General features: G+C 38.0%; 21 protein-coding genes. 8 read left to right on the top strand and 13 right to left on the bottom strand.

Annotated elements, in window-relative coordinates; translation table 11 throughout:
• Positions 1-14 precede the first annotated feature (14 nt).
• The 4 genes from CHB68_RS06210 to CHB68_RS06195 all read right to left on the bottom strand — a co-directional run bounded on the left by CHB68_RS06210 (position 15) and on the right by CHB68_RS06195 (position 2408).
• The gene (locus CHB68_RS06210; RefSeq protein WP_089260006.1) at positions 15-812 is read right to left on the bottom strand and encodes a TIGR00266 family protein; all 798 of its coding nucleotides are present in this window, start codon (positions 810-812) and stop codon (positions 15-17) included.
• Positions 813-865: 53 nt separating this feature from the next.
• Complete coding sequence (locus tag CHB68_RS06205) at positions 866-1369, bottom strand: hypothetical protein (RefSeq protein ID WP_089260005.1); 504 nt, start codon at positions 1367-1369, stop codon at positions 866-868.
• A 51-nt stretch (positions 1370-1420) separates the two neighbouring features.
• Positions 1421-1888 carry an FKBP-type peptidyl-prolyl cis-trans isomerase gene (locus tag CHB68_RS06200; RefSeq protein WP_089260004.1) on the bottom strand — a complete coding sequence of 156 codons (468 nt, stop codon included), beginning with the start codon at positions 1886-1888 and terminating at the stop codon, positions 1421-1423.
• 61 nt (positions 1889-1949) lie between these two features.
• Positions 1950-2408: a DUF4442 domain-containing protein gene (locus tag CHB68_RS06195; protein WP_089260003.1), complete on the bottom strand. Its 459-nt coding sequence runs from the start codon at positions 2406-2408 to the stop codon at positions 1950-1952.
• A 195-nt stretch (positions 2409-2603) separates the two neighbouring features.
• Here CHB68_RS06195 and CHB68_RS06190 point away from each other — a divergent pair, with 195 nt between their 5' ends.
• The 7 genes from CHB68_RS06190 to CHB68_RS06160 all read left to right on the top strand — a co-directional run bounded on the left by CHB68_RS06190 (position 2604) and on the right by CHB68_RS06160 (position 8942).
• Complete coding sequence (locus tag CHB68_RS06190) at positions 2604-3086, top strand: DUF4870 domain-containing protein (RefSeq protein ID WP_089260002.1); 483 nt, start codon at positions 2604-2606, stop codon at positions 3084-3086.
• Positions 3087-3267: 181 nt separating this feature from the next.
• Complete coding sequence (locus CHB68_RS06185) at positions 3268-3603, top strand: PadR family transcriptional regulator (protein ID WP_089260577.1); 336 nt, start codon at positions 3268-3270, stop codon at positions 3601-3603.
• A 2-nt stretch (positions 3604-3605) separates the two neighbouring features.
• The gene (locus tag CHB68_RS06180) at positions 3606-5393 is read left to right on the top strand and encodes a PspC domain-containing protein (protein ID WP_089260001.1); all 1788 of its coding nucleotides are present in this window, start codon (positions 3606-3608) and stop codon (positions 5391-5393) included.
• Positions 5394-5489: 96 nt separating this feature from the next.
• The gene (locus CHB68_RS06175; protein ID WP_089260000.1) at positions 5490-6221 is read left to right on the top strand and encodes a head GIN domain-containing protein; all 732 of its coding nucleotides are present in this window, start codon (positions 5490-5492) and stop codon (positions 6219-6221) included.
• Between the two features lie 86 nt (positions 6222-6307).
• Positions 6308-7321 (top strand): dipeptide epimerase, encoded by a 1014-nt coding sequence (locus tag CHB68_RS06170; protein ID WP_089259999.1) that lies wholly within the window; start codon positions 6308-6310, stop codon positions 7319-7321.
• A complete protein-coding gene (locus tag CHB68_RS06165) occupies positions 7321-8358 on the top strand; it encodes an aminotransferase class I/II-fold pyridoxal phosphate-dependent enzyme (RefSeq protein WP_245838844.1) in 1038 nt (345 codons plus the stop codon). Before CHB68_RS06170 ends, CHB68_RS06165 begins: the two co-directional genes overlap by 1 nt.
• A gap of 137 nt (positions 8359-8495) precedes the next feature.
• Positions 8496-8942, top strand: a complete 447-nt coding sequence (locus CHB68_RS06160) for a hypothetical protein (protein WP_089259997.1) — start codon at positions 8496-8498, stop codon at positions 8940-8942.
• A gap of 68 nt (positions 8943-9010) precedes the next feature.
• On the opposite strand, the gene trxB is transcribed toward CHB68_RS06160, so the two are convergent.
• Entirely contained in the window at positions 9011-9994 is a 984-nt protein-coding gene (gene trxB / locus CHB68_RS06155; RefSeq protein ID WP_089259996.1) for a thioredoxin-disulfide reductase, read from the bottom strand.
• A gap of 228 nt (positions 9995-10222) precedes the next feature.
• Between trxB and CHB68_RS06150 the strand changes: the two genes are divergently transcribed.
• Entirely contained in the window at positions 10223-10918 is a 696-nt protein-coding gene (locus CHB68_RS06150) for a LytR/AlgR family response regulator transcription factor (protein ID WP_179213156.1), read from the top strand.
• Between the two features lie 5 nt (positions 10919-10923).
• Here the strand turns inward: CHB68_RS06150 and CHB68_RS06145 are convergent, their stop codons facing one another.
• The 8 genes from CHB68_RS06145 to rpiA all read right to left on the bottom strand — a co-directional run bounded on the left by CHB68_RS06145 (position 10924) and on the right by rpiA (position 24044).
• Positions 10924-12060 carry a formylglycine-generating enzyme family protein gene (locus CHB68_RS06145; RefSeq protein ID WP_089259994.1) on the bottom strand — a complete coding sequence of 379 codons (1137 nt, stop codon included), beginning with the start codon at positions 12058-12060 and terminating at the stop codon, positions 10924-10926.
• Between the two features lie 29 nt (positions 12061-12089).
• Positions 12090-15278 carry a glycoside hydrolase family 2 TIM barrel-domain containing protein gene (locus tag CHB68_RS06140; protein WP_089259993.1) on the bottom strand — a complete coding sequence of 1063 codons (3189 nt, stop codon included), beginning with the start codon at positions 15276-15278 and terminating at the stop codon, positions 12090-12092.
• A gap of 224 nt (positions 15279-15502) precedes the next feature.
• Complete coding sequence (locus tag CHB68_RS06135; RefSeq protein WP_089259992.1) at positions 15503-17065, bottom strand: arylsulfatase; 1563 nt, start codon at positions 17063-17065, stop codon at positions 15503-15505.
• Positions 17066-17569: 504 nt separating this feature from the next.
• On the bottom strand, positions 17570-19261 hold the full coding sequence (locus CHB68_RS06130) for an erythromycin esterase family protein (protein WP_179213155.1): 1692 nt from the start codon (positions 19259-19261) through the stop codon (positions 17570-17572).
• 219 nt (positions 19262-19480) lie between these two features.
• Positions 19481-20047, bottom strand: coding sequence for a hypothetical protein (locus CHB68_RS06125; RefSeq protein WP_089259990.1), 567 nt, complete (start codon positions 20045-20047; stop codon positions 19481-19483).
• 139 nt (positions 20048-20186) lie between these two features.
• Positions 20187-20840 carry a fructose-6-phosphate aldolase gene (fsa, locus tag CHB68_RS06120; RefSeq protein WP_089259989.1) on the bottom strand — a complete coding sequence of 218 codons (654 nt, stop codon included), beginning with the start codon at positions 20838-20840 and terminating at the stop codon, positions 20187-20189.
• 25 nt (positions 20841-20865) lie between these two features.
• On the bottom strand, positions 20866-22896 hold the full coding sequence (locus CHB68_RS06115) for a transketolase family protein (RefSeq protein WP_089259988.1): 2031 nt from the start codon (positions 22894-22896) through the stop codon (positions 20866-20868).
• Positions 22897-23366: 470 nt separating this feature from the next.
• Positions 23367-24044 carry a ribose-5-phosphate isomerase RpiA gene (rpiA, locus tag CHB68_RS06110; protein WP_089259987.1) on the bottom strand — a complete coding sequence of 226 codons (678 nt, stop codon included), beginning with the start codon at positions 24042-24044 and terminating at the stop codon, positions 23367-23369.
• Positions 24045-24170: the final 126 nt, after the last annotated feature.

The following is a 24170-nucleotide window of genomic DNA, read 5'->3' as shown; positions in this document are numbered from 1 at the left end:
CTTAATACTTAAAGTTAAAACCGATTATCACCACCAACGATATCTCCTAATGTACCTAAAATACTTCCTTCACCTTTGTCCTTTCCTCCACGAGGAATAGAAGCAAGAACCCTGCCCGCCAAACGACTGAACGGTAATGATTGAATATATACGGTACCCGGACCTCTTAACGTCGCAAAAAACAGTCCTTCACCCCCAAATATGGTATTTCTGATACCCCCAACAAACTCTATATCATAGTCCACATCTTTTGTAAAGCCAACAATACATCCTGTATCAACTTTCAACACTTCTCCAGGACCTAAGGTTTTCTTAGCCAAGGTTCCGCCGGCGTGAATAAAACTCATTCCGTCCCCCTCTAATTTTTGCATGATAAATCCTTCACCTCCAAAAAGTCCACGTCCCAATTTCTTTGAAAATTCAATACCAACTGAAACGCCTTTAGCGGCACATAAGAAAGCATCTTTCTGACAAATAAAACGACCACCCATTTCAGATAAATCTATTGGTAAAATCTTACCTGGGTATGGCGATGCAAAACTGACTTTTTTCTTTCCCTGACCAATATTCAAGAAAGCGGTCATAAAAAGACTTTCTCCTGTTAACATACGTTTACCCGCAGAGAATATTTTACCTAAAACACTATTATCTTGATTACTGCCATCTCCAAAAATGGTATTCATTTTTATATCCGTATCCATCATCATAAAGCTACCCGCCTCGGCTACTACCGCCTCCTGTGGGTCTAGCTCTACTTCTACATATTGCATTTCTTCTCCAAAAATTTCGTAGTCTATTTCGTGTGCGTTCATTGTATAATTTATTTTTGATTGATGACTATTAGATGTGCATTAGCATTCAAATGTTACATATCCGGTAAGATTTTTTTAATGACACCTGATAATTCTTTCTTTTTTTGGGTGCCAATCAAATACTTTGAACCATTTTTTAAGATAATGGCCAGTCCAGTATTTCCTTTAACGTTATATACCGTACCATGTTTTAAACTTAGCCGAATACCATAGCCTACAAAACCATATGTAATCATTTCGGCTTTTTCAATATCCTTAGTGTTGATAATCTTTTTTACAAATAACAAATGCCTAATTTGTATAGTGTCTTCTGTAATTATCGTCTTTAGTTTTGAGAATGCGATCAACAGAATTACCAATAACAATACTAAAAAACTAATCCAAAAACTTTTAGGTGCTGTTATAGAAAATGAAAGATTGCCAGATGTATTGGGAACGGTCTGAAAAATAGGAGCTAGAACTTGATATACCAAAAGAGCCAAAGGAGTTATCAATAAAATCCATAACCATCCTTGGGTGAATTTCTGAGTTTCCTTAAAATATATTTTCTTCGCCAAAGGTTGCTTAAAATGATAAACTTCCTTAAATATAGGGGAAATACTACTTTGTTAATTGACCGATTGCAATTCTATATCAAAAATTAAAACGGCTCCACCAGGAATTCCCGATCTACCCGCATTACCGTATGCCAAACGAGAGGGTATCAATAATATACCACTACCGCCTTCATTAAAATATGTGATGCCTTCTGTCCACCCAGCAATAACTCCACTTAAATTAAAGGTAATGCCATCTCCTTGACTATCGTCAAATACAGAACCATCTGTAAAATATCCTTTATACGCAACGGTAACATCAGAACTTGCCGTTGGTGCAGCACCTGTTCCTTGATTTTCTATTACATAATAAAGTCCGGATGCACTTTTTTGAGCATCTAAATTATTATCGTTTATATAGGTGATTATCTCTTCCTCGTTCGCAGCCGTAAAATCCGTCGTTGGAATTTCTGATTTCGAATTATCGGGTAAACAACTTACTACCAACAATAACAGCAAGGGAACTAAACACTTTTTCATTATTATATATTATTATTTATTCAATTAAATTTCTTTCTATTTTGGGTAATTCTCCCTTAAACTATCTCTTTTTTAAACGCACCGTCCATTCAAAATCAAATGTGCTGACCACAACCCCTTCTTCGTTTACACCTACGGACTTCATCCAAATGGTCTGCCCTTCTCCCGTGGCAATGGTTCTTTCCAACGCACCTTTTATTAAATGGCCATCCGTACAGGTAAATGTTATCTTACCTGTTGCCTTTTTAGAAAAATTGGCTTTATTATTGGCCACCAGCATTGAAATTTTTTTTCCAGTAGCCTCTATTTGGTCTATCATCATGGCCCCTGTGGACAACTCTGCGGCCATTCCTTGCACGGCCCAAAACATGGAATTAAACGGATTTTGATTGATCCATCTATGTTTTACGGTAACAATTGCACGTTCCTTATCTATTTCCCTTAAACGCACTCCGCACCACCAGGCGGCCGGTAGTTTCATAAAGGCGAACATATTGAATTTACTAGCGGTAACAGCCATATACTTTTATTATTTCGATAAAAGTAGCCATAATTTACAGTATTCTAAAATGTTAAATTAATGTTAAATATTAGTACTATGCGTTACATAGTACCTTTTTTTAGACATATATTTGCATAGGAAGTTAATAGGTTATCAACGTAATTGGTCTTAACCTAGTAACCAAAACATCAATCATCAAATAATACATCAATCATGACAGAAACATTAACCAAGCACGAAAGAAACCTCTCTGCAATTATCCATGCAAGTACGTTTTCCAAGTATTTTATTCCTTTTGGGAATTTTATTATTCCCCTTGTATTGTGGACCGCCAATAAAAAGGAATATGATTTCGTAGACCATAACGGTAAGCAAGCGCTGAATTTTCAAATTAGCATTTTGCTCTACTCCATTTTAATTGGCATGATCAGTTTGCCCTTCTTTTTAGGCGGACTGATTCCAAATCTCTTTGATTTTGACCATTTTGGATTTTCAACATTTTCAAATCTGAACTCGGTAAATTTTCATTTTGATAGTGACCATTTCTTTGGACCGTGGATGATACCTGCAGGAGTTTTGGTTTTTGCCCAATCAGCTTTGTTCATCATTAATATTGTGTACACCATATTGGCTACCATACGTACTAATGAAGGCCAACACTTTCAGTATCCGCTAACCATTAAGTTTATTAAATAATTACCGTAATCATTAAAAATAGGTACTCATCACACCTAAAAGAGTTTATCAATCAATCAAAAAAAATCAATCAGGATGTTTATTCATCAATCAAAAAACGAACAGTTAATCTATGCAGACAACAGGGACCATGGAGCAACCCCCAGCAAGAGGGGGTCTGCATAAAAAGCAAAAAGACATTATGAACGTAGAAAACACAAAAGCGCAAATGCGAAAAGGGGTTCTGGAATACTGCATCCTGTCCATCTTAAACGGGCATGACAAGTATGCATCAGAAATCCTAGAAACGCTAAAAGATGCCAAAATGCTGGTAGTAGAAGGAACAATCTATCCGCTACTTACCCGGTTAAAGAATGCCGGACTCTTGAACTACAGATGGGAAGAATCCACATCTGGACCGCCAAGAAAATACTATACCTTAACCGAGACGGGAAAACTCTTCTTAAAGGAATTGGACACTACTTGGGACGAACTGAGAAAAGCAACCAACCTGGTAACCAACACTAAAAAAAGCTAACAATGAACAAGACAGTAAATATAAATCTAGCAAACATGCTCTTCCATATTGACGAAGAGGCATATAATAAAATGCGAAGGTATTTGGAATCGGTAAAACGGTCCTTTGCCAACACACCTGGAAGTGACGAGATCATTGCGGATATAGAAGCCCGTATTGCAGAATTATTCCATGAAAAGTTGGAGAACGACAGACAGGTAATTACCCATAAGGAAGTGGACGAGGTCATTGCCATTATGGGCCAGCCCGAAGATTATATGGTAGATGAGGAAATTTTTGAAGATGAGCCAAGGGCAAAAAGTACCGGTACAAAGACCAGGGTCAAAAAATTATTTAGGGATACCGATAAAAAATATGTTGCAGGTGTTTCTTCCGGACTTGCCCATTACTTTGGCATTGACCCCCTTTGGATACGTTTGATATGGATTTTCCTTACCATTTTTACATGGGGCGGCTTCATCTTTATCTACGGCCTGTTATGGATCCTTATTCCAGAGGCAAAGACTACCTCTCAAAAATTGGACATGAGCGGCCAAGCCGTTAACATTAGTAATATTGAACGTAAGGTCAAAGAGGGTTTTGATGACGTAGCGGATCGTGTAAAAAGTGTCGATTACGAAAAAGTAGGCGACACCGTCAAAAAAGGAGGGAAAACAATTTTTGACACCTTTGGTGATATTGTCATGTTTATTTTCAAGATTTTTGGCAAATTTATAGGTATTTTATTGGTCATTATTGGGGCCACAACCTTAATAGGTTTATTTGTAGGTATGTTTACCGTTGGTATTTTGGATGTGATCCATGTACCGGGCATTGATTTTTACAATGTGGTGAATTCTACCAACATGCCAATCTGGGTGGTATCTTTACTGGCATTTTTCGCTATTGGCATTCCTTTTTTCTTTCTAATGTACCTTGGGCTTAAAATACTGGTGAACAACCTAAAATCCATAGGTAGTATTGCTAAGTTTTCATTGCTGGGCTTATGGCTCATATCCATAATTCTATTAATTGTCTTTGGAATTAGGGAAGCGGCATCGCACGCATATACGGGTAGCACATCCGTTGAGAATGAAATTACGAGCGTAATACCTTCAGATACCATTGCCCTAAGAATTATAACGACAGATGAGTTCGATTATGAGAAAAACATGCATATGGGAGATACGTTTATTTCTTATGATGAGGCAGGTAACAAGATCTTGGTTTCTGATGATGTGCGTTTCCGCATAAGAAAGTCAAAGGACAGTTTAGTGCGTATTCAAGTACGTAAAGAAGCAGACGGACCATCTAACAGGGAAGCAAAGGAAATTGCGGAGCAGATAAATTATGATTATGAGATAAACGGTAATACCATTTCCTTAAATGATTACCTGACCACACAAGGTCCAAAGTTCAAAGATCAGGAAGTACGTGTAAATGTATTTTTACCGGTAGGCACCATATTAACCTATGAACAGGACAATAGCAGAAATTGGATTACGACCATGTCTACGGACAGGGATGTGGATAACCTGGAAGGCTATGTTTGGGAAATGCAAGATAATGGTGAACTCCATTGTTTAGACTGCCCTGATTATCTGGGTATTCAAAATGAGGATGAAAACAAAAACCGTATCAACATTAATGGCCAGGGCATAGATATCAATATTAACGGCAATGGGGAAAAAGGAAAAATTATGATCAATGAAAACGGTATTGATATCGATGTCAACGATAACGGAGAAATGTTTAAAATGAAAGTGGACGAGAACGGCGTAAAGATCAACGCCAATGACAGTATCAATTAATTACAGTTCGGTTACCAGTATCTACAGTTGGGTAAGATATTGTGGTAACAACCTTATAAAAACATCAAATTTACATCAATCTAAAAACAAACAATCATGACAACATTAGTAAGAATTACAGTAGCTCTAGTCTTAGCCCTCTTATTATCCTCTTGCGGCTTTGACATTAACTTTGGGGATTTTGGTTCAGGGGAAAAAGGTAACGGCGTGGTCGTTGAGGAAACCCGTGAAATAACCGAAGAATTTACCGTAGTATCGGCATCGGAAGGTCTTGAGGTATATGTTACCCAAGGAAGCGATTTTGATATTTTGGTAGAGGCAGATGAAAATATTATGGATTTGATCGGTACCGATATTAGAAACGGCAAACTTAAAATTCATGCCATAGAGAACATTGGCAGAGCTACCAAAAAAGTATACGTTACTTTACCAAAAGTAAGTGGTCTTCATGCTTCTAGCGGCTCACAATTAACGGCAGAGAACATGATACAGTCAGAAAAACTGGAAGTAGATGCCAGTTCCGGTGCAATTTTAAACGCCAATGTAAATGTTACGGATATGGAGGTCGATGCCAGTAGCGGAGCCAATATTACATTATCCGGTACGGCCAAAGAAGTATATGTGGATGGTAGCAGTGGTGCCAATATCAAAGCCGGCGACTTAAAGACGATTGCCTGCAATGCGGATGCAAGCAGTGGTGCAAATGTGAGCATCTATGTACAGGATAATTTAACTGCAGAAGCATCTAGCGGTGGCAACATCTCGTACAAAGGCGAACCTTCCGTACAAAAGAACAAATCGGTTTCCGGTAGCGTACACAAGTATTGATTACAAGGAACAGGATAATTAAAAACCCGCTGAACGTTCAGCGGGTTTTCATTTTTTAGTAGCATCCTTATCTGTATATTAGTACTATGCAAGTACTCTTAAAAAAATATTCCCTCCCCCTAAAACATACATTCAGTATTTCCAGGGAGTCCCATGATGTTCAGGATACCCTCATCGCTGCCTTGACACTAAACGGTAAAACCGGATATGGTGAAGCTACCTCTAATCCCTACTATAAAATTACTGTAGATAGTATGGAAAAGGAGATAATGGGGATCGAGGAAGAAATAACCACCTTCAATTTTACCACCCCAGAAGTATTTCATCAATTTTTAACCTCCAAAGGCTTATCCAATTTTGCTGTCTGTGCATTAGATTTAGCGGCACATGACCTTTATGGTAAATTGAAGGAAAAACCTCTTTACACCCTTTGGGGTACGGACAATAGCCATTACCCCATTACCAACTATACCATAGGTATTGCCAGTATTGATGTTATGCGGGATAAAATGCAGGAAATGCCGTGGCCTATCTATAAAATTAAATTGGGCACTCCAGACGATGTAGCCATAGTGAGAGAATTACGAAAACATACCAACGCCGTTTTTAGAATAGATGCCAATTGTGCCTGGACCGCCCAAGAGACGATATTTAACGCCCCAATTCTTAAAGAACTTGACGTTGAATTTTTGGAACAGCCCTTAAAGGCCAATGACTGGGCCGGTATGGAAGAGGTAATGCACCATAGCGTATTACCGGTAATAGCAGATGAAAGCTGTATTGTGGAGAGCGATGTTGAAAAATGTGCTCTTCACTACACGGGTATCAACATAAAATTGACCAAATGTGGCGGTCTTACCCCTGCCCTGCGCATGATTAAAAAAGCCAAACAATTGGGCCTAAAAATTATGGTGGGTTGCATGACGGAGTCTACCGTTGGCATCTCTGCCATTGCACAATTATTGCCACAGCTAGATTATGTAGATATGGACGGTGCCTTATTGTTAAAAAAGGACATTGCTACGGGAGTACAGATTACTAACGAAGCAAAGGTTATCTTTCCTAAATTGGCCGGCAGCGGTATTCAGCTCCTAGAATAATGCATATCCTAAATGAATTTCCGGGAAGAGAAGTAAAAATAGGGGGTAAAAATTATCTGTATTTTGGCGGTACCTCCTATTTAGGGTTACAGACCAATATGGCTTTTCAAGCGCTTTACCTTAAAAACATGAAAAGATATGGTACGGGGTACGGTGCATCGCGTAAATCCAATATTAAACTTTCCGTGTATGATGAAGTAGAGCATAATTTAGCCCATATCGTTGGTTCAGAACAATGTATGACCATGTCCTCCGGTTATCTTGCCGGTCAGTTAATTTATCAATACTTGTACAAGAACGACCACAAGCTATTTTACGCACCACAAACCCATTCTGCATTATCCAATGAGATGACCAATAAGTATGCTACTATTTTAGCAATGATCACGGATTTAAAAAAATTTCCAAATCAGGAAAAAATAATCTTATTGGACAGCATAGATTTTAACGGTCAGCATTATCCGGATTATCATTGGCTAACGACCATACCCTTGCAACATACCACCTTAGTGGTCGATGATTCCCATGGAATTGGCATTACGGGAATTAACGGTGGTGGAAGCTATCGATTTTTACAATCCCTTAACCCTAAGAATCTAGTGGTTTCATGTTCCTTAGGAAAGGGATACGGTATAGGTGCCGGTGCCATTTTTGGCTCTAATACCATGATAGAACGATTAAGGGATACAGAAATGTACGGAGGCTCCAGTCCTGCCGCTCCAGCTGCTTTAGCTACAATTAAGGATGCGGAACACATCATTCATGAGAAACAATTGGTATTACAAAAAAATTTAACCTTGTTCACCAAGAATGTACAGTTACCATCCTTGTTCAAGTTCTCTACAGGCCATCCTACGTTTAGCTTTCAAAATGAACAATTGACATTGTACCTAGAAAAAAATGGAATTATCGTTACCAATTTTAGATATCCTACTTGCAATGATGCGGTAATGAGCCGTATTGTAATCAGTGCGTTAAATACGGCGGAAGACATTCTTACCCTATGTGATACCATAAATCGCTTTGACCCTTCTTGATTTATTATATCAACAATCAAATAGATACATAATTATTAAATCCATAATTAACATGGATAATTTATGTTAATTTATAAATAATTATCGTATCTTTTTAGTACTCATTCAACACAATTATTAACTTAAACCTTACCATTATGAAAAAAATTATAGGATTAATTGCATTATTGCTCATTTTGGTTTCAGCAGCCTCTACCAATACCCTTAAAACTGACTACATGCACACTATTGAGGGCACTTGGGAATTAGAAAGTTTTTATAATTATGATGGCCAACAGGTCATTGATACCGTACCCACAACAGACGGTTACCGGCAGGTTAAAATGTACTACAACGGTAAAATAATGTGGAGCCGTTATGTACCGGTAGACAAAGTAGGAAGGTTCGGTTATGGAACGTACCATATTACTGAAGACCGCCTGGTAGAAACCTTGGAATACGGTGACAATGAAATGATACAGGCTATGGATACTATGAGGATCTTTACCTTTGAACTATTGCTGAGCGATGATAAGTTCAGCCAAATTAGTTTAGACGAGGAAGGAAACCGGACGTTCTCCGAAAATTACAAAAGAATCGATTAGACCGTTTCTAAACATGAAAAAGCGCCATTTTCTAGAAAATGGCGCTTTTTTCATGGTATTCTTGCAATTTATATTTTATACTGCCCTGCAACGGTCTCTTCCACAGAACCAATTTCTGCCAAATATCGTTCCGCATCCAATGCGGCCATACAACCTGATCCAGCAGCGGTAACCGCTTGCCTGTACTCTTTGTCCTGAGCATCGCCACTTGCAAACACCCCAGGTAAATTGGTCTTGGTTGACTTGCCTTTGGTTATTAAATAACCCGTCTCGTCCATATCCAGTTGACCTTTAAATATATCCGTATTTGGCTTATGCCCAATGGCAATGAACAGACCCGTAATGGCAATTTCATCTTTTTCGCCGGTTTTATTGTTCACCATACGTAAACCTTCTACCACTTGGTCGCCCAAAACCTCATCTACTTCCGTATTATAACGTACCTCAATATTCTTAAGGCTGTTTACCCTATGCTGCATTGCTTTGGAAGCCCTCATTTCATCCCTTCGTACCAACATGGTCACCTTATTACAAATATTGGCCAGATAAGAAGCCTCTTCCGCAGCGGTATCACCTGCCCCAACAATGGCAACATCCTGACCTTTATAGAAGAATCCGTCACAAACGGCACAAGCAGATACTCCGCCGCCACGCAAACGCTGCTCACTTGGAATATTTAGATATTTTGCCGATGCTCCTGTAGAAATGATAACCGTTTCTGCCTCAATCTCCTTTTCGCCATCTGCAATAACCTTATGGATGCCTCCCGGTACTTTGGAAAATTCCACTGCAGTTATCATCCCGATCCTTACTTCCGTTCCAAAACGTTCCGCTTGTTGCTGCAACTGCACCATCATCGTAGGCCCATCGATACCATCAGGATATCCGGGAAAATTATCTACCTCGGTCGTGGTCGTTAACTGACCTCCAGGTTCCATACCCGTATACATTACCGGTTTTAAATCTGCCCTGGCGGCATAAATTGCCGCAGTATAACCTGCGGGACCAGATCCTATAATCAATGTTTTAACGCGTTCTATTTTATCAGACATAATTTGAAGTTGTTCAGTTTTCGTTCTACTACAAAAGTAGGTTTTTGAGCAAAAAACTTACAATTAAGTTATCAAAAGTTTTAATCTGCACATAAGGAGAACATATACTAAATAAAGGGATGCCAATAGTTAATATAAAATTATAACGAAGTCTTAATTTTTTGTAAATTTATGAACCCCAACACCTTTTCTCCCGTACATATTAAGAGAACCATTAACAATTACTATATGAGAACATTAAAATGTGTCATAGTAGAAGACTCCAACGTACACAGGATTTTACTGGAAAGACTGGTTGAAAAGAACGTTCAATTGCAACTATACCGATCTTTTAACAGCGGTTCAGAGGCACTGTCGGTAATTAACAAATTACCGGTTGATCTCATTTTTTTGGATATTGAAATGCCCATTATGAACGGATTTGAGTTTCTAAGAAAACTTAAAGTATCGGCACAAGTCATTATTATAAGCCAAAATCCCAAATATGCCCTAGAAGCCTTTGATTACAATGCGACTGATTTTTTATTAAAACCTTATAGCAAGAATAGATTTGATATTGCGATAGGAAAAGCCATTGAAAAATTTAGAAAACGCTCGTTGTCCAATACGGACGGTAAATTAATGGTAAAACATAACTTAAAACAGGTAGAACTCAACATACATACTATTCATTGGGTAGAGGCCTTAGGCGATTACGTAAAAGTCATTACCCCAGAAAAAAACTATGTAATCTTGTCCACTATGAGTGCTTTTCATGAGCGACTAAAAGATGATAAATTTGTTCGCATCCATAAATCCTTCATCATCAACTTAAATATGGTTGAACGGTACAATCATGAATTCATAGAAATAAAGGATAAAAAAATACCGATAAGCCGAACCAAAAACTTAGAGTTGGACAAACTTCTCAATTGTGTGGATTAGTGAACTTATTGCAGCATTTTTACAGTTGCAACCGTTCTAAACCCTGTGTGTTCCAAAGCAGAATCCATGCTGGAACCCATACGTGCCGATATACGATAGCTTGCACAATACGATGCACTACATAGAAATGACCCCCCTTTTATCACCTTCTCCCTAGCTAAAGGATTGTTCGGTGTAAACGGTTCCAATGCCCCTGTAGGATTTAAGATCACTTTGCCCCTATTTGTATACTCCTTGTAATACCCACTATTATACCAATCACTGGTCCATTCCCACACATTACCCGCCATATCATATATTCCATATGCGTTTGGTGGATACGATTTAACGGGTGCCCTTAATTCAAAACCATCTAGTTTAGTGTTTTCATTTGGAAAATTTCCTTCCCATGTGTTGGCACTCTTAACCAGTTGGCCGCTATCATTGCCCCACTGATAGATTGATCCAAATTTTCCAGCCCTAGAGGCCAATTCCCACTCGGCTTCCGTAGGTAAGCGTCTTCCCGCCCATTTGCAATAAGCCATTGCATCTTTATAAGCCACCTGCACCACTGGGTAATCCTCTTTACCCTCAATTGAACTTTCAGGCCCATTGGGATGTTTCCAATTGGCCCCAATAGACCATTGCCACCATTGTGAAAAATCATAAAGATTTGCAACCGGAGATTTGGTTTTTTTGAATGTCAACGATCCTGGGCGTAAAATGGAATCATGTGGTTTTGGGGTTCCTTCGGGTACTTGTTTCTTTAATTCATTCCAATCTATACCGCGCTCCGCCACGGTTATATATCCAGTTTCCTTGACAAATTGCGCAAATTCCTTATTGGTAACCTCCGTGACATCCATAAAAAACCCGTCTACCAAGACTTCTATTGCCGGTTTCTCATGCCCCATGGCCATTTTATCCAAACCTACGGCTCCTTGCTTAAATGCCGCCCCTGGCACCCACACCATACCCTCTGGTACGGTAATATCAGCTGGTTTTTCCTCTATAAGTTTATGATTTGGTGCTACACCACCCGTTTCTTGCACAGCTTCTTCATGCACGTTAGCATTGCTCTTTGGTTCCGTTTTGCAACATGCTAACATAGAACAAATCAGCATCAATACAATTAAATTGGTCCTTCTTTTCATCATAATCATTTACATGCCCAAATTAGTTTTTTACTGGGTTATTGAGGACTGATTATATAAGAAAATGATAAATTTTTCGGTTTTATCTGATACTCGTCATGTGGCAACAATCCCCAACTATTATCCCCGCCTACTCCCATCTGACTATGGTCTATGTTGATATTTATCAAGTCTCTGTTAGGAATATCATAAGTATGTTGCTGTCTTTTTTCATCGCCCTCATCAAAATCTGAATTTAACTGGTGATGCGCACTAAATCCAAAGAGTTGAGGAGCGCTTACGGTAATCCCCTGTCCGGCATCATTGGTAAAGGATACTGTCCTAATATCCGTTCTATACCCATTTTCTTGAGGTCGGATATATTCATAGTACAGATCTGATACTTTAGATTCATATACCCCTACCAACGCGGAAGTTTTACGATCCTGGTAATTTTCATGTTCTCCACGGCCATACCACGTTACATTGTCATAACTTTTATCAATGATCAAATTATTTCCGAATCTTGGCAATATTGGCAGATTATTATCAATGCCATCCAATGCAGTACGTACCAATATTTGCCCTTTGTTATTTATGGTATAGGTTACGTTCACCTGCCCTTTTACGGAGGGTAACCCATATTTTGCGGACAATTTAAAATCTTTCCGAATCTTAAATGGATTCTTGGTCAGTTTTACGGCATCTATACTCTTTTTTCCTTCATTGGAATTCACCTCTAAACTGACTAAACTTTGAGTTTCCGTAGCTTCTTTCCAAACTTTTAGGTGCTTGGGCATATTATAGCCATAATCATTATCCGTTGGCGCCCTCCAGAAATTTACGCTCGGACCTTTTTGCAGTAAATTTCCCTGCTCATAATCTATATTTACCAACATACCATTGGCACTGTCAAAACCAATTTTAAAGCCATTTCCCGTTACGGTAATAATCTTATCCTCTTTGGTAACTTCAAGTCCGTCTATATCTTCTTCAAAAATAGTGGGCGTATAATCCGTAAGTTGAAATTGCTCATACGCCAGTAAAAAATGTTCCGGTATCAAGGCATCTGCCTTTTTAGTGGTCATATAGACATTTAATAAATACTCGGCATCTTCTTCCTTAAGCTCCGGTAATGCTATTTGTACGTCTTGAGTGGCATAAGGGGCAACATTGACATCCGCTATTTTACCATTGGCGATCTGTTCACCGTTCTTCAATAGCCTCCATGAAAAATTATATGCCGATAAATTGGTGAAATCATACATATTCTTCAATGAAATTACACCGGATTTAGGATCGTCAGAATTGAACTTTACATACTGGTAAACTTTTTTCACCTCATATAAGGATGGGTGTGCAGAGCGATCCGGATCTACCAAGCCATTTAAACAGAAATTATTATCGTTCTGTATTTCGGCACCGCCTAAATCGCCACCAAAGGCATAAAACTCCTCACCGTTCTCATTTACCGCCTTTAAACCTTGGTCTACCCAATCCCAAATGAATCCTCCTTGAAGAACATCATATTTTTCTATCACATCCCAGTAATCTTGAAGATTGCCTACACTATTTCCCATGGCATGGGCATACTCACACTGAATCAAAGGGCGTTGAGGATTGTTTTCCGCATATGCAATAGTTTGTTCTATGGTAGCATACATGGGTGCCTGTATATCTGAATTTGCATAATTAGTGGCACCCTCATACTGCACGGGCCTAGTCTCATCTTTAGACTTTAACCATGCATACGTAGCTTCAAGATTTTTACCGTTACCCGCTTCATTGCCTAAAGACCATGTTACGATAGAGGTATAATTTTTATCCCTTTCATACATCCTAATGGTCCTGTCCAAATGCATTGCTTTCCATTGCGGCAAATAACCCGGATGTATTTTTTTTGCCTCCTCATTATTGTCCAATCCTTGATTGGTAGTACCCATACCGTGTATTTCTATATTGGCCTCGTCCACCACATAAAATCCGTATTTGTCCGCCATTCTATAAAAGAATTCATTTTTTGGGTAATGGCTGCACCTAATGGCGTTTATGTTACTGCGTTTCATCACCTCCATATCCTTCAAGGTAATTTCTTTACCGATTACATGCCCCGTAACCTCATCATGATCGTGAAGGTTTACCCCTTTGACCAATACTGGTTGGCCGTTCACCAAGAACTGATTATTCTTGATCTCTATTTTTCTGAAACCTATTTTAGAACGTATAGCCTCTACAACATTACCTTTTTTGTCCTTTAGGGCAAAGAGCAATGTATAAAGGTTTGGTTGTTCCGCGTTCCATGTTTTTATTTTGGGCAATTCCTTATTAAACTGGACTTTGGTCTTTCCCTTAGGCAAATCAATTTTTTGAGTTGTGGTGTAAATTTCTTGGCCATCGTCCATTAAAACAATATCCAATTGGTACCCTTTTATATTTTTACCCGTGTTCCTATATTCCATATCCAGGTTTAAAATTCCGTTGGAATAGGTATTGTCCAAATCTGCAATTACCCTGTAATCATATAAAGTTGCGTCATTGGTGGCATATAGATACACATCCCTGTCAATACCGCTTAATCGCCAAAAATCTTGGTCTTCCATATAACTGGCATCAGACCAACGCAACACCTGTACGGCCAAAGTATTGTCACCTTCTGTCAAATACTCCGTAATATTGAATTCCGCAGGTGTTTTACTGCCTTCGCTATAGCCTATCATTGTACCATTAAGATATACGTACATTGCCCCGCTAACGCCACCAAAATGCAAATACACTTGCTTACCGTCCCAATCCTTTGAAATCTTAAAATTACGTTTATAGCTACCAACAGGATTTTCATCATGTGGTATGAACGGTGGATTCTTTGGAAAGACGTATTCTATATTGGTATAGATAGGTATACCATGCCCTTGCAATTCCCAATTGGAAGGCACCTTTATCTTGTCCCAACCAGAGGTGTCAAAGTCATTTTGAAAAAAAGTAACAGGCCTTTCCGGAACACTAGCCGCATATTTAAAATCCCATTCTCCGTTCAAGGATTGATACAATGGGGAATTCTCCCAACTCTCGTTTGCCAAGGCATTTTCAATGTCCGTATACCTGTAAAAAGAAGCAGTAGGTTCTAAACGGTTTATTTGAAATATTTCCGGATTCTCCCACTCAGGGTTCTCCCATTTTGGAGCCTGGGCCTGACCAAAAACTGAAATTAACAAAAAAGTGAAGGCGTAAAATTTTAAGCTGTTTTTCATATTATGCGTGTTCTACTGTATGCTTCCGTACAACGGAAAATTGGATTTAATACTATTGTTTTCTCATTTTGACCCTAGCCAATTACCAATATTCATATTTTATAGCTTAAAAATATAAATTTTCGGCAATTTTGAATCCCTGCAAAATACAACTAAACTTGGTAAACGAGAAGGAAAAATAAGTGAACGGGACCATTTCCTTTCATAAAATGGATGGCCAATAATTATTGACTTAACAATCCATTTTCCAATAAGGGAATTTGAAAACGTACCGTAGTAGGCATGGTATGCTCTATTTTGAAAATGCTGTCCGCCTTTTGTAGAATTTCAGGATGTTTAGATGCAATATTGTGCTGTTCCAATGCATCTACAGTTAGGTCATAAAGTTCTAAGGTGGGCGGCATATCATCCTTTATATGTTGGCGTACTACCTTCCATTTGCCCATTCTAATGGCAATCTGGCCTCCGTATTCCGGAAACTCCCAATACAAAAAATTATGTTGTTCTTGATTTTGTTGACCTAGCAGCGTAGGCAATAAACTTATACCGTTCGTTTCATGCTTAATTTCAAAATCTGTAATATCTGCAAAAGTGGCCAACATATCATAATGTGCAGATACGTGGTCACTAGTAGTACCTGGATTAATTTTACCTGGCCAAGTAAAAAATGTAGGCACTCTAATTCCGCCTTCATAAACAAATCCTTTGCCCCTACCATACCCACCCTTGAATGGTTTGGCACTATCAAAATATTGGGGATCCGCTCCACCGGCATAACTTGGTCCGTTATCCGATGTAAAAACGATCAATGTATTTTCATAAATATTCTCATCTTTCAATTGCTGAACCAACTTACCCACATTTTCATCAAAATAGGAAACCATGGCAGCATAGGCGGCATGTGGTGTACGATGCGAAAAATACCCATTACCGTTACCTGAAAGGTAGGGTTCTTCTTCACCGAATTTTTCTATATAATAATCTACCCAACGCTGTGGTGCCTGTAATGCTACATGCGGAATGGGAGTTGCCCAATACAGGAAAAAAGGATGGTCCTTATTCTGAGCAATAAAGCCGGTAAGTTCTTGGAACATTAAGTCCGGTGCGTAGTCCGTTAAGGTGTAGTCCTTATAATTCTCAAGATTCATTGGATCCAAGCCTTTTGGAAAAGGTGAACTAGGTGCAACGGTATCATTTGCCAAATGCACACGGTTTCTGTTCTTGTATAGGTGTAACGGGTAGTATGTATGTGCCTGACGTTGGCAATTGAATCCATAGAAAAAATCGAACCCCATTTCGTTGGGTATGGAATGCGTATGTGGCGCTCCCAAACCCCATTTACCTACCAAAGCCGTTTTATAGCCAACACCCTTTAAATAAGAAGCAATTGTTTTTGTTCCTTGAGGTACCGGTCGCTGCCCCTCTAACGTAGAATCTTTTGCCATTGCTTTGTAATTCCAGACATCACCACGCTCGTTCCACTCATCATTGCCACGAATAAAGGCCTTACCGGAATGTTTACCGGTAAGAAACATATATCTGGCCGGTGCACATACCGGAGCACTTGAATAATGCTGGGTAAAAATCATACCCTGTTTTGCCAGGGCATCTATATGGGGTGTTTCTATCTTTTCCTGACCAAAAACCCCTATTTCAGCATAGCCCAAATCATCTGCTAATATGTAAATGATGTTCGGTTTTTGTTCTGTAGGCCCTTCTGACTTCTTTTCTTCATTACAGGACAAAAAAGACAAAGCAATAAAAAGACTTAGAAATAGATTTCTCATGTGGTATAGGTTGATTGATAACTTTAAAGATATTGAAATATCTAAAACTTTAGGGGCGAATAGCGTTCTCAACCATTACATATTCATATGTTCAACGTTGTCCTATATCTTAAGAATTCAGTTCTATATAACCGGATGATTTTGCATCTACTGAATAAACGCACAGATAATTTTAACTTCTAATTACTTACTGATAATTTGGGATTTACATCGTACTATTATCACTACCAATTAATTGAAACCCTTAAAAGTCATTGTAGCAACCTAAAAAACGTACTGCTAGTTGGTAGGTATTCTTAAATATTAAGAATTAATGGAGTTCATTTACATTAAGACATAATTAGCCGAAGTTTTTACTCTATGTCATAATATATTTTTAGAATGTCAACAATTTTACTTTTTTCAATTCCATATTCATTCAATTTATTGACTATAATTTAGGCTAGAAACTATTAATCGTAGTAGAAATTCTTTTTTCTAATGTACTATTAAAGACTGTTCTTTTCACTCGAATATAGGTTTGGTTGAATTAGTTTCTTTAATGAAAATCATTGTATCAAAATTCTTGATTAATGGAAGATAATAAATATCCTCCTCTGACTCTTTTGAATATCCAATTAGCCTTGTAGGACCGATTAATCTGTCTGTGATTAGTTCATTTTTTAAGTCTGTCATATCTAAAATAAACGAGTTGTTAATTTTAGAAAGCTTATTTTCCCAAAACAAGCTGTCAATAGGTTTAAATGATTCGGTTTTAAGTTTCTCATTATAACTGTGGTCTCCGTTTATATACTTTTCATTTATATAAGAATAACTGCCATTTAAGGTCGTAAGTCCAATTGTATAATAATCTTGATCGAAATCCTTTTTTAAATCTCTGCCCATAATCCCTATTTCATTATCTGTGATAATTTCGTTTGAAATATGTGCATTGTGAGCCCAAACAATAATTTTACTATCTGAATGTTTTGCTAAAAATGATATTCTGTCAGCCATTATTTCATCTCTGCTTTGAATTGGTTTTTGGTTTTTAATGTTCACATAGTTGATATATGTGTTTTTACCATTGAATAGTATTTCCCTGATTGATTTAGTTATTTTTTTAGTTGATTCTAAATAATTTTCAATTTCTAAGATGTTATTGTGAATAGAATATTTGACCTTATATTCTTTTTTTAAATTGTCAGTTGAACTTTTTACTATGTTGGATTTCAATTCTTGTAAAAGATTATTCAAAATTTTATCATCGACAGAATTAATGTTGTTTTTTAGCAGTTCAAAGAAAACCCAGTATGAATCGTCGCAGCCTTTAAACTTAATTTTATATTTGGTTTTATTATACTTAAACCATTCTAAGAATGATTTCATTTCTTGGGTTTGATAAATTGAAAACAGATGTTTTTGCATTAAACTATCTAAGGGTGTTTTATCCAAGTTTTTGTTTAAGATTTCAATATCATCGTATGGATTTTCCAAAACAACGAGACTAAACCCTTTTTCTGTAATTAGTCTTTTTGTTATGATTTCTCTAAGTTGATAAAATTCTGAGGTTCCGTGTGTACTCTCACCTATTGCAACTATTTTTTTGTCACCTATTTTTTCTATTAATGGGTTTAAACTATTGTGCAGAGTTTCTTCGTTGGAAAAGTGTAATTTTTTAGAGGATTTTGATATAGCCAATTCTAGTTCGTTAGAATTGTAGTTTTCTAAAGTTAACTTTTTAGTTTCTTTTAGTTCTTGAATGTCTTTACCGTCGATCCTCACCTTAAAGTCATCAAACCAAGCAATACCTTTTTTACCTAAAATTCCGCCTACAAAGATTGTTTTTGCATTGGATGGAAAAGGAAGTTTTATAGAATATTCTTTCCAATCACTTGTCCCTCTTATTTTTTGATTTTGCATTGATTTAAATGCTAAAGGACTTTTTTTTGAATGTCCGTCAATCCGCATTAAAAGTCCGACAAATCCTTTGACATTTTCGTATTTAATTAGACCAGAAAGTACAATAGTGTCACCAACATAATTGACTGGAATCCTATACGTTATACAGCCAAATGTACCATCATTATCGGAAACAACTTTACCGACAGAATTACCATCGCTAATTATTTCTCCAGTCAAATTTTCAAAATTTCCCCACTTAAACCATCCTGTAGGCATTTTTTGTTCTTCCTGGTTAAAATCGTTAAAGTCCAAATTATAATTATTTTGACTATTAAGAATAAAGGGTGTTACGATTGATAACAGTAAAAGGCACACTGAATTTTTTGTGATTTTCATGACTTATTTAAAAGATAAATTTTAGTTGATACCGCCTATTATAAGATGGTTTGAAAACTTTTCACACGGCAGATGTCCGCCTGATTTTAAAGATAATTAATAGCTAACGATTCTATCTAAATATTGCGCCCGCAATTAATTACACACTGTATTTTCGCTAGTTTTTATTTTAAAAATAGTTTTAAAATGTTCAGGAAATTTATGATGAAAATATATTCCAAGATTAAAAAGTCCCATTATTATGAAAAATGGAAAAAGCCAATAGAGCTCAGACTTCACATCGCTCAAATCATAAAGAATACTTTCTTTTCCATTCGCAATTTGGAAAACCTCGGGTTCTAAATCAAACTGAGCACTTGCCTTAATCCAAATAGTTGCTTCTCCTGATTTTTTCAGTTCCTTTTCAATTTGTTCATATTTTTCATTATTCCAACTCTGTTCTATATTTTTTGCCAATTTGAAGACCCTGTTGTCATCCTGAAGATTCAATAAAAGTTCAGATTTTACGCTTTTATGTCCTTGTGAACTGACCTGAGTGTAAACTGCTTCAACATTTTGAACTTTTCCATTAATTGGAATTAAGTTTTGCTCCGTAGTGAATAATGTAGGTATAAAAAAGAAAGCACCTCCTATACAGGCCACACCCACTCCAAACGCAGCATCCGCAAAAAATCTTTTACTCGAGTTGCTCTTTTTAAACATTATTTTATAAAACTTGATTACAACAATTAAGCCTAATCACAAATAATCAGATGCCACCTATATACATACTAATATAAAACAAAAAAAAGCATCACTTAAAAGTGATGCTTCTTATATCAATTAGACTAATTGGTTATAATTAGTTTCCTTTTTTATAATCGGCCAAGAACTTCTCCAAACCACTATCAGTCAATGGGTGCTTTAAAAGTCCAGTAATGGCACCTAAGCCACCGGTCATTACATCGGCACCGATCTTGGCACAATCAATAATATGCATTACGTGACGTACAGAAGCCGCTAAAATTTCTGTTTCAAAACCGTAGTTATCATAGATTAAACGGATATCCGCTATTAAACCTAACCCATCCGTAGAAATATCATCTAAACGGCCAATAAACGGCGACACGTAGGTTGCACCTGCTTTTGCAGCCAATAATGCCTGGCCAGAGGAGAATACCAACGTACAGTTTGTTCTGTATCCCTTATCGGAAAAATACTTAATTGCCTTAACCCCTTCTTTGATCATAGGCACTTTAATGACGATCTGTGGACTGATCTTAACCAGCTTCTCCCCTTCTTCGATCATACCCTCAAAATCGGTAGAAATTACTTCTGCACTTACATCACCGTCAACCAGGTCACATATTTTTTTGTAATGTGCCAAAATATTCTCCGCGCCGGTAATGCCTTCTTTTGCCATCAAGGAAGGATTAGTGGTTACACCATCTAAAATACCCATATCCTGAGCTTCCTTGATCTCGTCTAAATTTGCTGTATCTATAAAAAATTTCATCCTTATCTTATTTTAATATTGTTAATTACTTTAAAAAATCGACTACTTGTTGATATACCTGATCTCCGGTAAAGCCAAATTTCTCATCAAGAACCGTTGCGGGTGCAGAATATCCAAAATGCTCCAATCCAAAAACCTTACCATTTGGTCCGGCCAGACCTTCCAAGTTTACGGGCAAACCTGCCGTAAGACCAAATACCGGTTTGTTTGGCGGAATTACCTTCTCCTGGTAAGCCTGCGACTGCTGTCTAAATATACCTTCTGATGGGATGGATGCAATATTCACCTTCAACCCTTCTTTTTCTTCCAATAATTTTGTGGCCGCTACCAAGGTAGAAACCTCAGAACCATTGGCAATTAAAATAACATCCGGGTCAGCTACTTCCTGCACCAGGTAACCTCCTTTTTCCGCTCCCAAAGCTGCCTCGTAACGGGTACCGTTCATTGCCGGAACATCTTTGATACCTTGTCTGGACAAGATTAGGCCCGTGGGTGTCTTTTGGTTTTCCATTGCCATTTTCCAAGCTACATTCGTTTCTTGAGAATCTGCAGGACGCAAGGCCACAAAACTCTGCTCATGACTATGGTTCTTTAATTTTTCCAACAAACGTATTTGGGCTTCTTGCTCTATTGGCTGATGTGTAGGACCGTCCTCACCTACCCTAAAGGCATCATGTGTCCAAACAAACTTTACCGGTAATTCCTGAATGGCACTTAAACGAATGGCCGGTTTCATATAATCAGAGAATACAAAGAACGTGGCCACCACTGGGATTACCCCACCATGAAGGGCTATACCGTTTGCTATCGTTGCCATTGTCAATTCCGCAACGCCGGCCTGTAAGAATGCACCGGAGAAATCACCCTTCTGCAATACGCTTGTTTTCTTAAGGAATCCATCGGTTTTATCACTGTTGGACAAATCTGCGGAGGAAACGATCATGTTTTCTACGTTTTCAGCCAAGTACGCCAATACATTGGACGATGCCGCCCTTGTTGCCTGACCTTCTTTTTGCTGAATTGAAGAAAAATCCAATGCTGGCATCTTCCCTTCCAAGAAACCATCTAGCTTAGCGGAGAGCTCGGTGTTTTGTGCACGCCATGCGTCTATTTCCTTCTTTTTAGCTTGGGCCTCATCTTTCTTTCTATTGATGATGCCTTCATAATATTCTTCTACCTGGGCATAAATATCAAAAGGATTTTCTACATCTGCCCCTAAATTGACCAAGGTCTTCTCATAGTCCGCCCCTGTATCGCCAATTGGCTTACCATGTAGTTCTGTATACCCCTCATATGAAGTACCATCTGCGGTTACACAACCTTTCCCCATAATGGTCTCCCCAATGATCAACGTAGGTTTTTCGGTTTCCGCATTGGCATCCTTCAATGCCTGTCTGATTTGTTCATGGTCATGACCATCAATAGTGACAACCTTCCATCCCCATGCTTCATATTTCATGGCCGTATTTTCAGAGGTAACCTCATCTGTTTTAGAGGAAAGCTGAACATCGTTGGAATCATAGAACATAATAAAATTGCTCAATCCCAAATGACCGGCAATCCTTCCTGCCCCCTGTGATATTTCTTCCTGTACACCACCATCGGATATAAATCCGTAAACCTTATGGTTCATCCAATCTCCAAAACGTGCTTTTAGAAAATTAGCCGCAATTGCCGCACCAACACCCATTGTATGACCTTGGCCCAATGGACCAGATGTATTTTCAATACCCCTTGCCACATCTACTTCTGGGTGACCCGGTGTTACCGATCCCCATTGTCTAAAATTGGCAACATCATCCTTTGCATAATTACCCAATAAATAATACTGGGCGTACATTAGTGTGGATAGGTGACCAGCATCCATGAAAAAACGGTCACGAAATGGCCAGTGCATGTCAGATGGATCGTAGTTAAAAAACTCAGAATATAAAATATGCATATAATCTGCCCCACCCATTGGTCCGCCTGGGTGTCCGGAGTTCGCCTTTTCAACCATGGCAACCGCCAATGCCCTAATATTATCTGCCGCTAATTGATCTATTTCCTTATTCATTTATTAATCAGATTATTTTTTAAGGTTCGTGTTTTTTTGATTTCTTAAAAATCTACCCAAAGATACTTTATCTAAAGCGCTAATTAAAATATTTGAAGCAACATAATTCTATAGCTTTCAAGTCATAAGCCCCTTTATACCGATAGTGTGGATTATTAGCGCTTTCGAAAGGGTTTTCGAAAATATATTAAGGGAAAAGAATAACCTATAACCTTTCTTAGTTACTAAAAACAAGACCATTACACCTTTAAAAGATATGCTCACCAGCAATCTTAATCATGCCAATATTCCTTTGCTAATTATTTCCAGCCGCGTTAAAGTCCAATTTGACCTTTATTAATGTAACAAAATTTTCATTTTCTGTATTTAGGACCGGAAGGCAATACCCACCTACAAATAATACTTACGACCAAAATCAAAGATTATATCCTTGTTTCTATGGACACCATTAAAGCTTTCTTCCAGACAAGCTACCTTTTTCTACTTACCGCTTTTTCTCCTTCTGCAACAATGACCACATTGGTCGTGGTTAAAAACAAGCCGGTTTCTACAATCCCCGGTATAGCCTTTAAGCGTTGCTCCAAATCTGATAACGGTTCATCACAATTCCAAATATTTACATCAATGATATCGTTATTTTCATCTGTCCTATAGACTTGATCACCGTTTAATCGTTGTATAGGTTCCAAATTCATGGCCTCCAGTTCACTAATGATCAATTGGGTAGCAAACGGTATGGTCTCTATGGGCAATTTAAATTTTCCCAATCTTGATACCTTCTTGGACGAATCTGCTATGATAATATTTAGATCGGTATTATGGGCTACAATTTTTTCCCGTAACAATGCACCGCCCCCGCCTTTAATCAATTGAAATTCTTCATTGACTTCATCCGCGCCATCTATGGTGATGTCCAGCCTTTTTGCCTCAGCAAGCGTAATTATTTCTATTCCGAGGCTTTTTGCCAATTTTTCGGTCTCCACGGATGTTGCCACTGCCTTGATATTAAGTCCGTTCTTGACCATTTCGCCAATGGCCTGAATCATATAAAAGGCCGTAGAACCCGTACCCAAGCCAACCTTCATTCCAGATTTTACATATTTTACCGCTTCCAAGGCAGCAACTTTTTTTTCGTTAACCCCGCTCACTTTTCGTTTATTGTTAGTTACTAATTTCTGGCGCTAAAGATATTTATAATAAACCGAAGCGTTTGAACTATATTTTGCAAATGCCGAATAATTAGTGATACCCATAACTAACTTTGCCATATTTCA

The organism is Maribacter sedimenticola, from assembly GCF_900188415.1.
GTDB lineage: Bacteria > Bacteroidota > Bacteroidia > Flavobacteriales > Flavobacteriaceae > Maribacter > Maribacter sedimenticola.
This window is presented reverse-complemented; position numbering and strand designations above follow the sequence as displayed.

Bases quoted from the DNA above. Each gene is read 5' to 3' on its own strand.
- CHB68_RS06210 (WP_089260006.1), bottom strand. From the start codon at position 812: ATGAACGCACACGAAATAGACTACGAAATTTTTGGAGAAGAAATGCAA.
- CHB68_RS06200 (WP_089260004.1), bottom strand. From the start codon at position 1,888: ATGAAAAAGTGTTTAGTTCCCTTGCTGTTATTGTTGGTAGTAAGTTGT.
- CHB68_RS06195 (WP_089260003.1), bottom strand. From the start codon at position 2,408: ATGGCTGTTACCGCTAGTAAATTCAATATGTTCGCCTTTATGAAACTA.
- CHB68_RS06190 (WP_089260002.1), top strand. From the start codon at position 2,604: ATGACAGAAACATTAACCAAGCACGAAAGAAACCTCTCTGCAATTATC.
- CHB68_RS06185 (WP_089260577.1), top strand. From the start codon at position 3,268: ATGAACGTAGAAAACACAAAAGCGCAAATGCGAAAAGGGGTTCTGGAA.
- CHB68_RS06180 (WP_089260001.1), top strand. From the start codon at position 3,606: ATGAACAAGACAGTAAATATAAATCTAGCAAACATGCTCTTCCATATT.
- CHB68_RS06175 (WP_089260000.1), top strand. From the start codon at position 5,490: ATGACAACATTAGTAAGAATTACAGTAGCTCTAGTCTTAGCCCTCTTA.
- CHB68_RS06170 (WP_089259999.1), top strand. From the start codon at position 6,308: ATGCAAGTACTCTTAAAAAAATATTCCCTCCCCCTAAAACATACATTC.
- CHB68_RS06165 (WP_245838844.1), top strand. From the start codon at position 7,321: ATGCATATCCTAAATGAATTTCCGGGAAGAGAAGTAAAAATAGGGGGT.
- CHB68_RS06160 (WP_089259997.1), top strand. From the start codon at position 8,496: ATGAAAAAAATTATAGGATTAATTGCATTATTGCTCATTTTGGTTTCA.
- trxB (WP_089259996.1), bottom strand. From the start codon at position 9,994: ATGTCTGATAAAATAGAACGCGTTAAAACATTGATTATAGGATCTGGT.
- CHB68_RS06150 (WP_179213156.1), top strand. From the start codon at position 10,223: ATGAGAACATTAAAATGTGTCATAGTAGAAGACTCCAACGTACACAGG.
- CHB68_RS06145 (WP_089259994.1), bottom strand. From the start codon at position 12,060: ATGATTATGATGAAAAGAAGGACCAATTTAATTGTATTGATGCTGATT.
- CHB68_RS06140 (WP_089259993.1), bottom strand. From the start codon at position 15,278: ATGAAAAACAGCTTAAAATTTTACGCCTTCACTTTTTTGTTAATTTCA.
- CHB68_RS06135 (WP_089259992.1), bottom strand. From the start codon at position 17,065: ATGAGAAATCTATTTCTAAGTCTTTTTATTGCTTTGTCTTTTTTGTCC.
- CHB68_RS06125 (WP_089259990.1), bottom strand. From the start codon at position 20,047: ATGTTTAAAAAGAGCAACTCGAGTAAAAGATTTTTTGCGGATGCTGCG.
- fsa (WP_089259989.1), bottom strand. From the start codon at position 20,840: ATGAAATTTTTTATAGATACAGCAAATTTAGACGAGATCAAGGAAGCT.
- CHB68_RS06115 (WP_089259988.1), bottom strand. From the start codon at position 22,896: ATGAATAAGGAAATAGATCAATTAGCGGCAGATAATATTAGGGCATTG.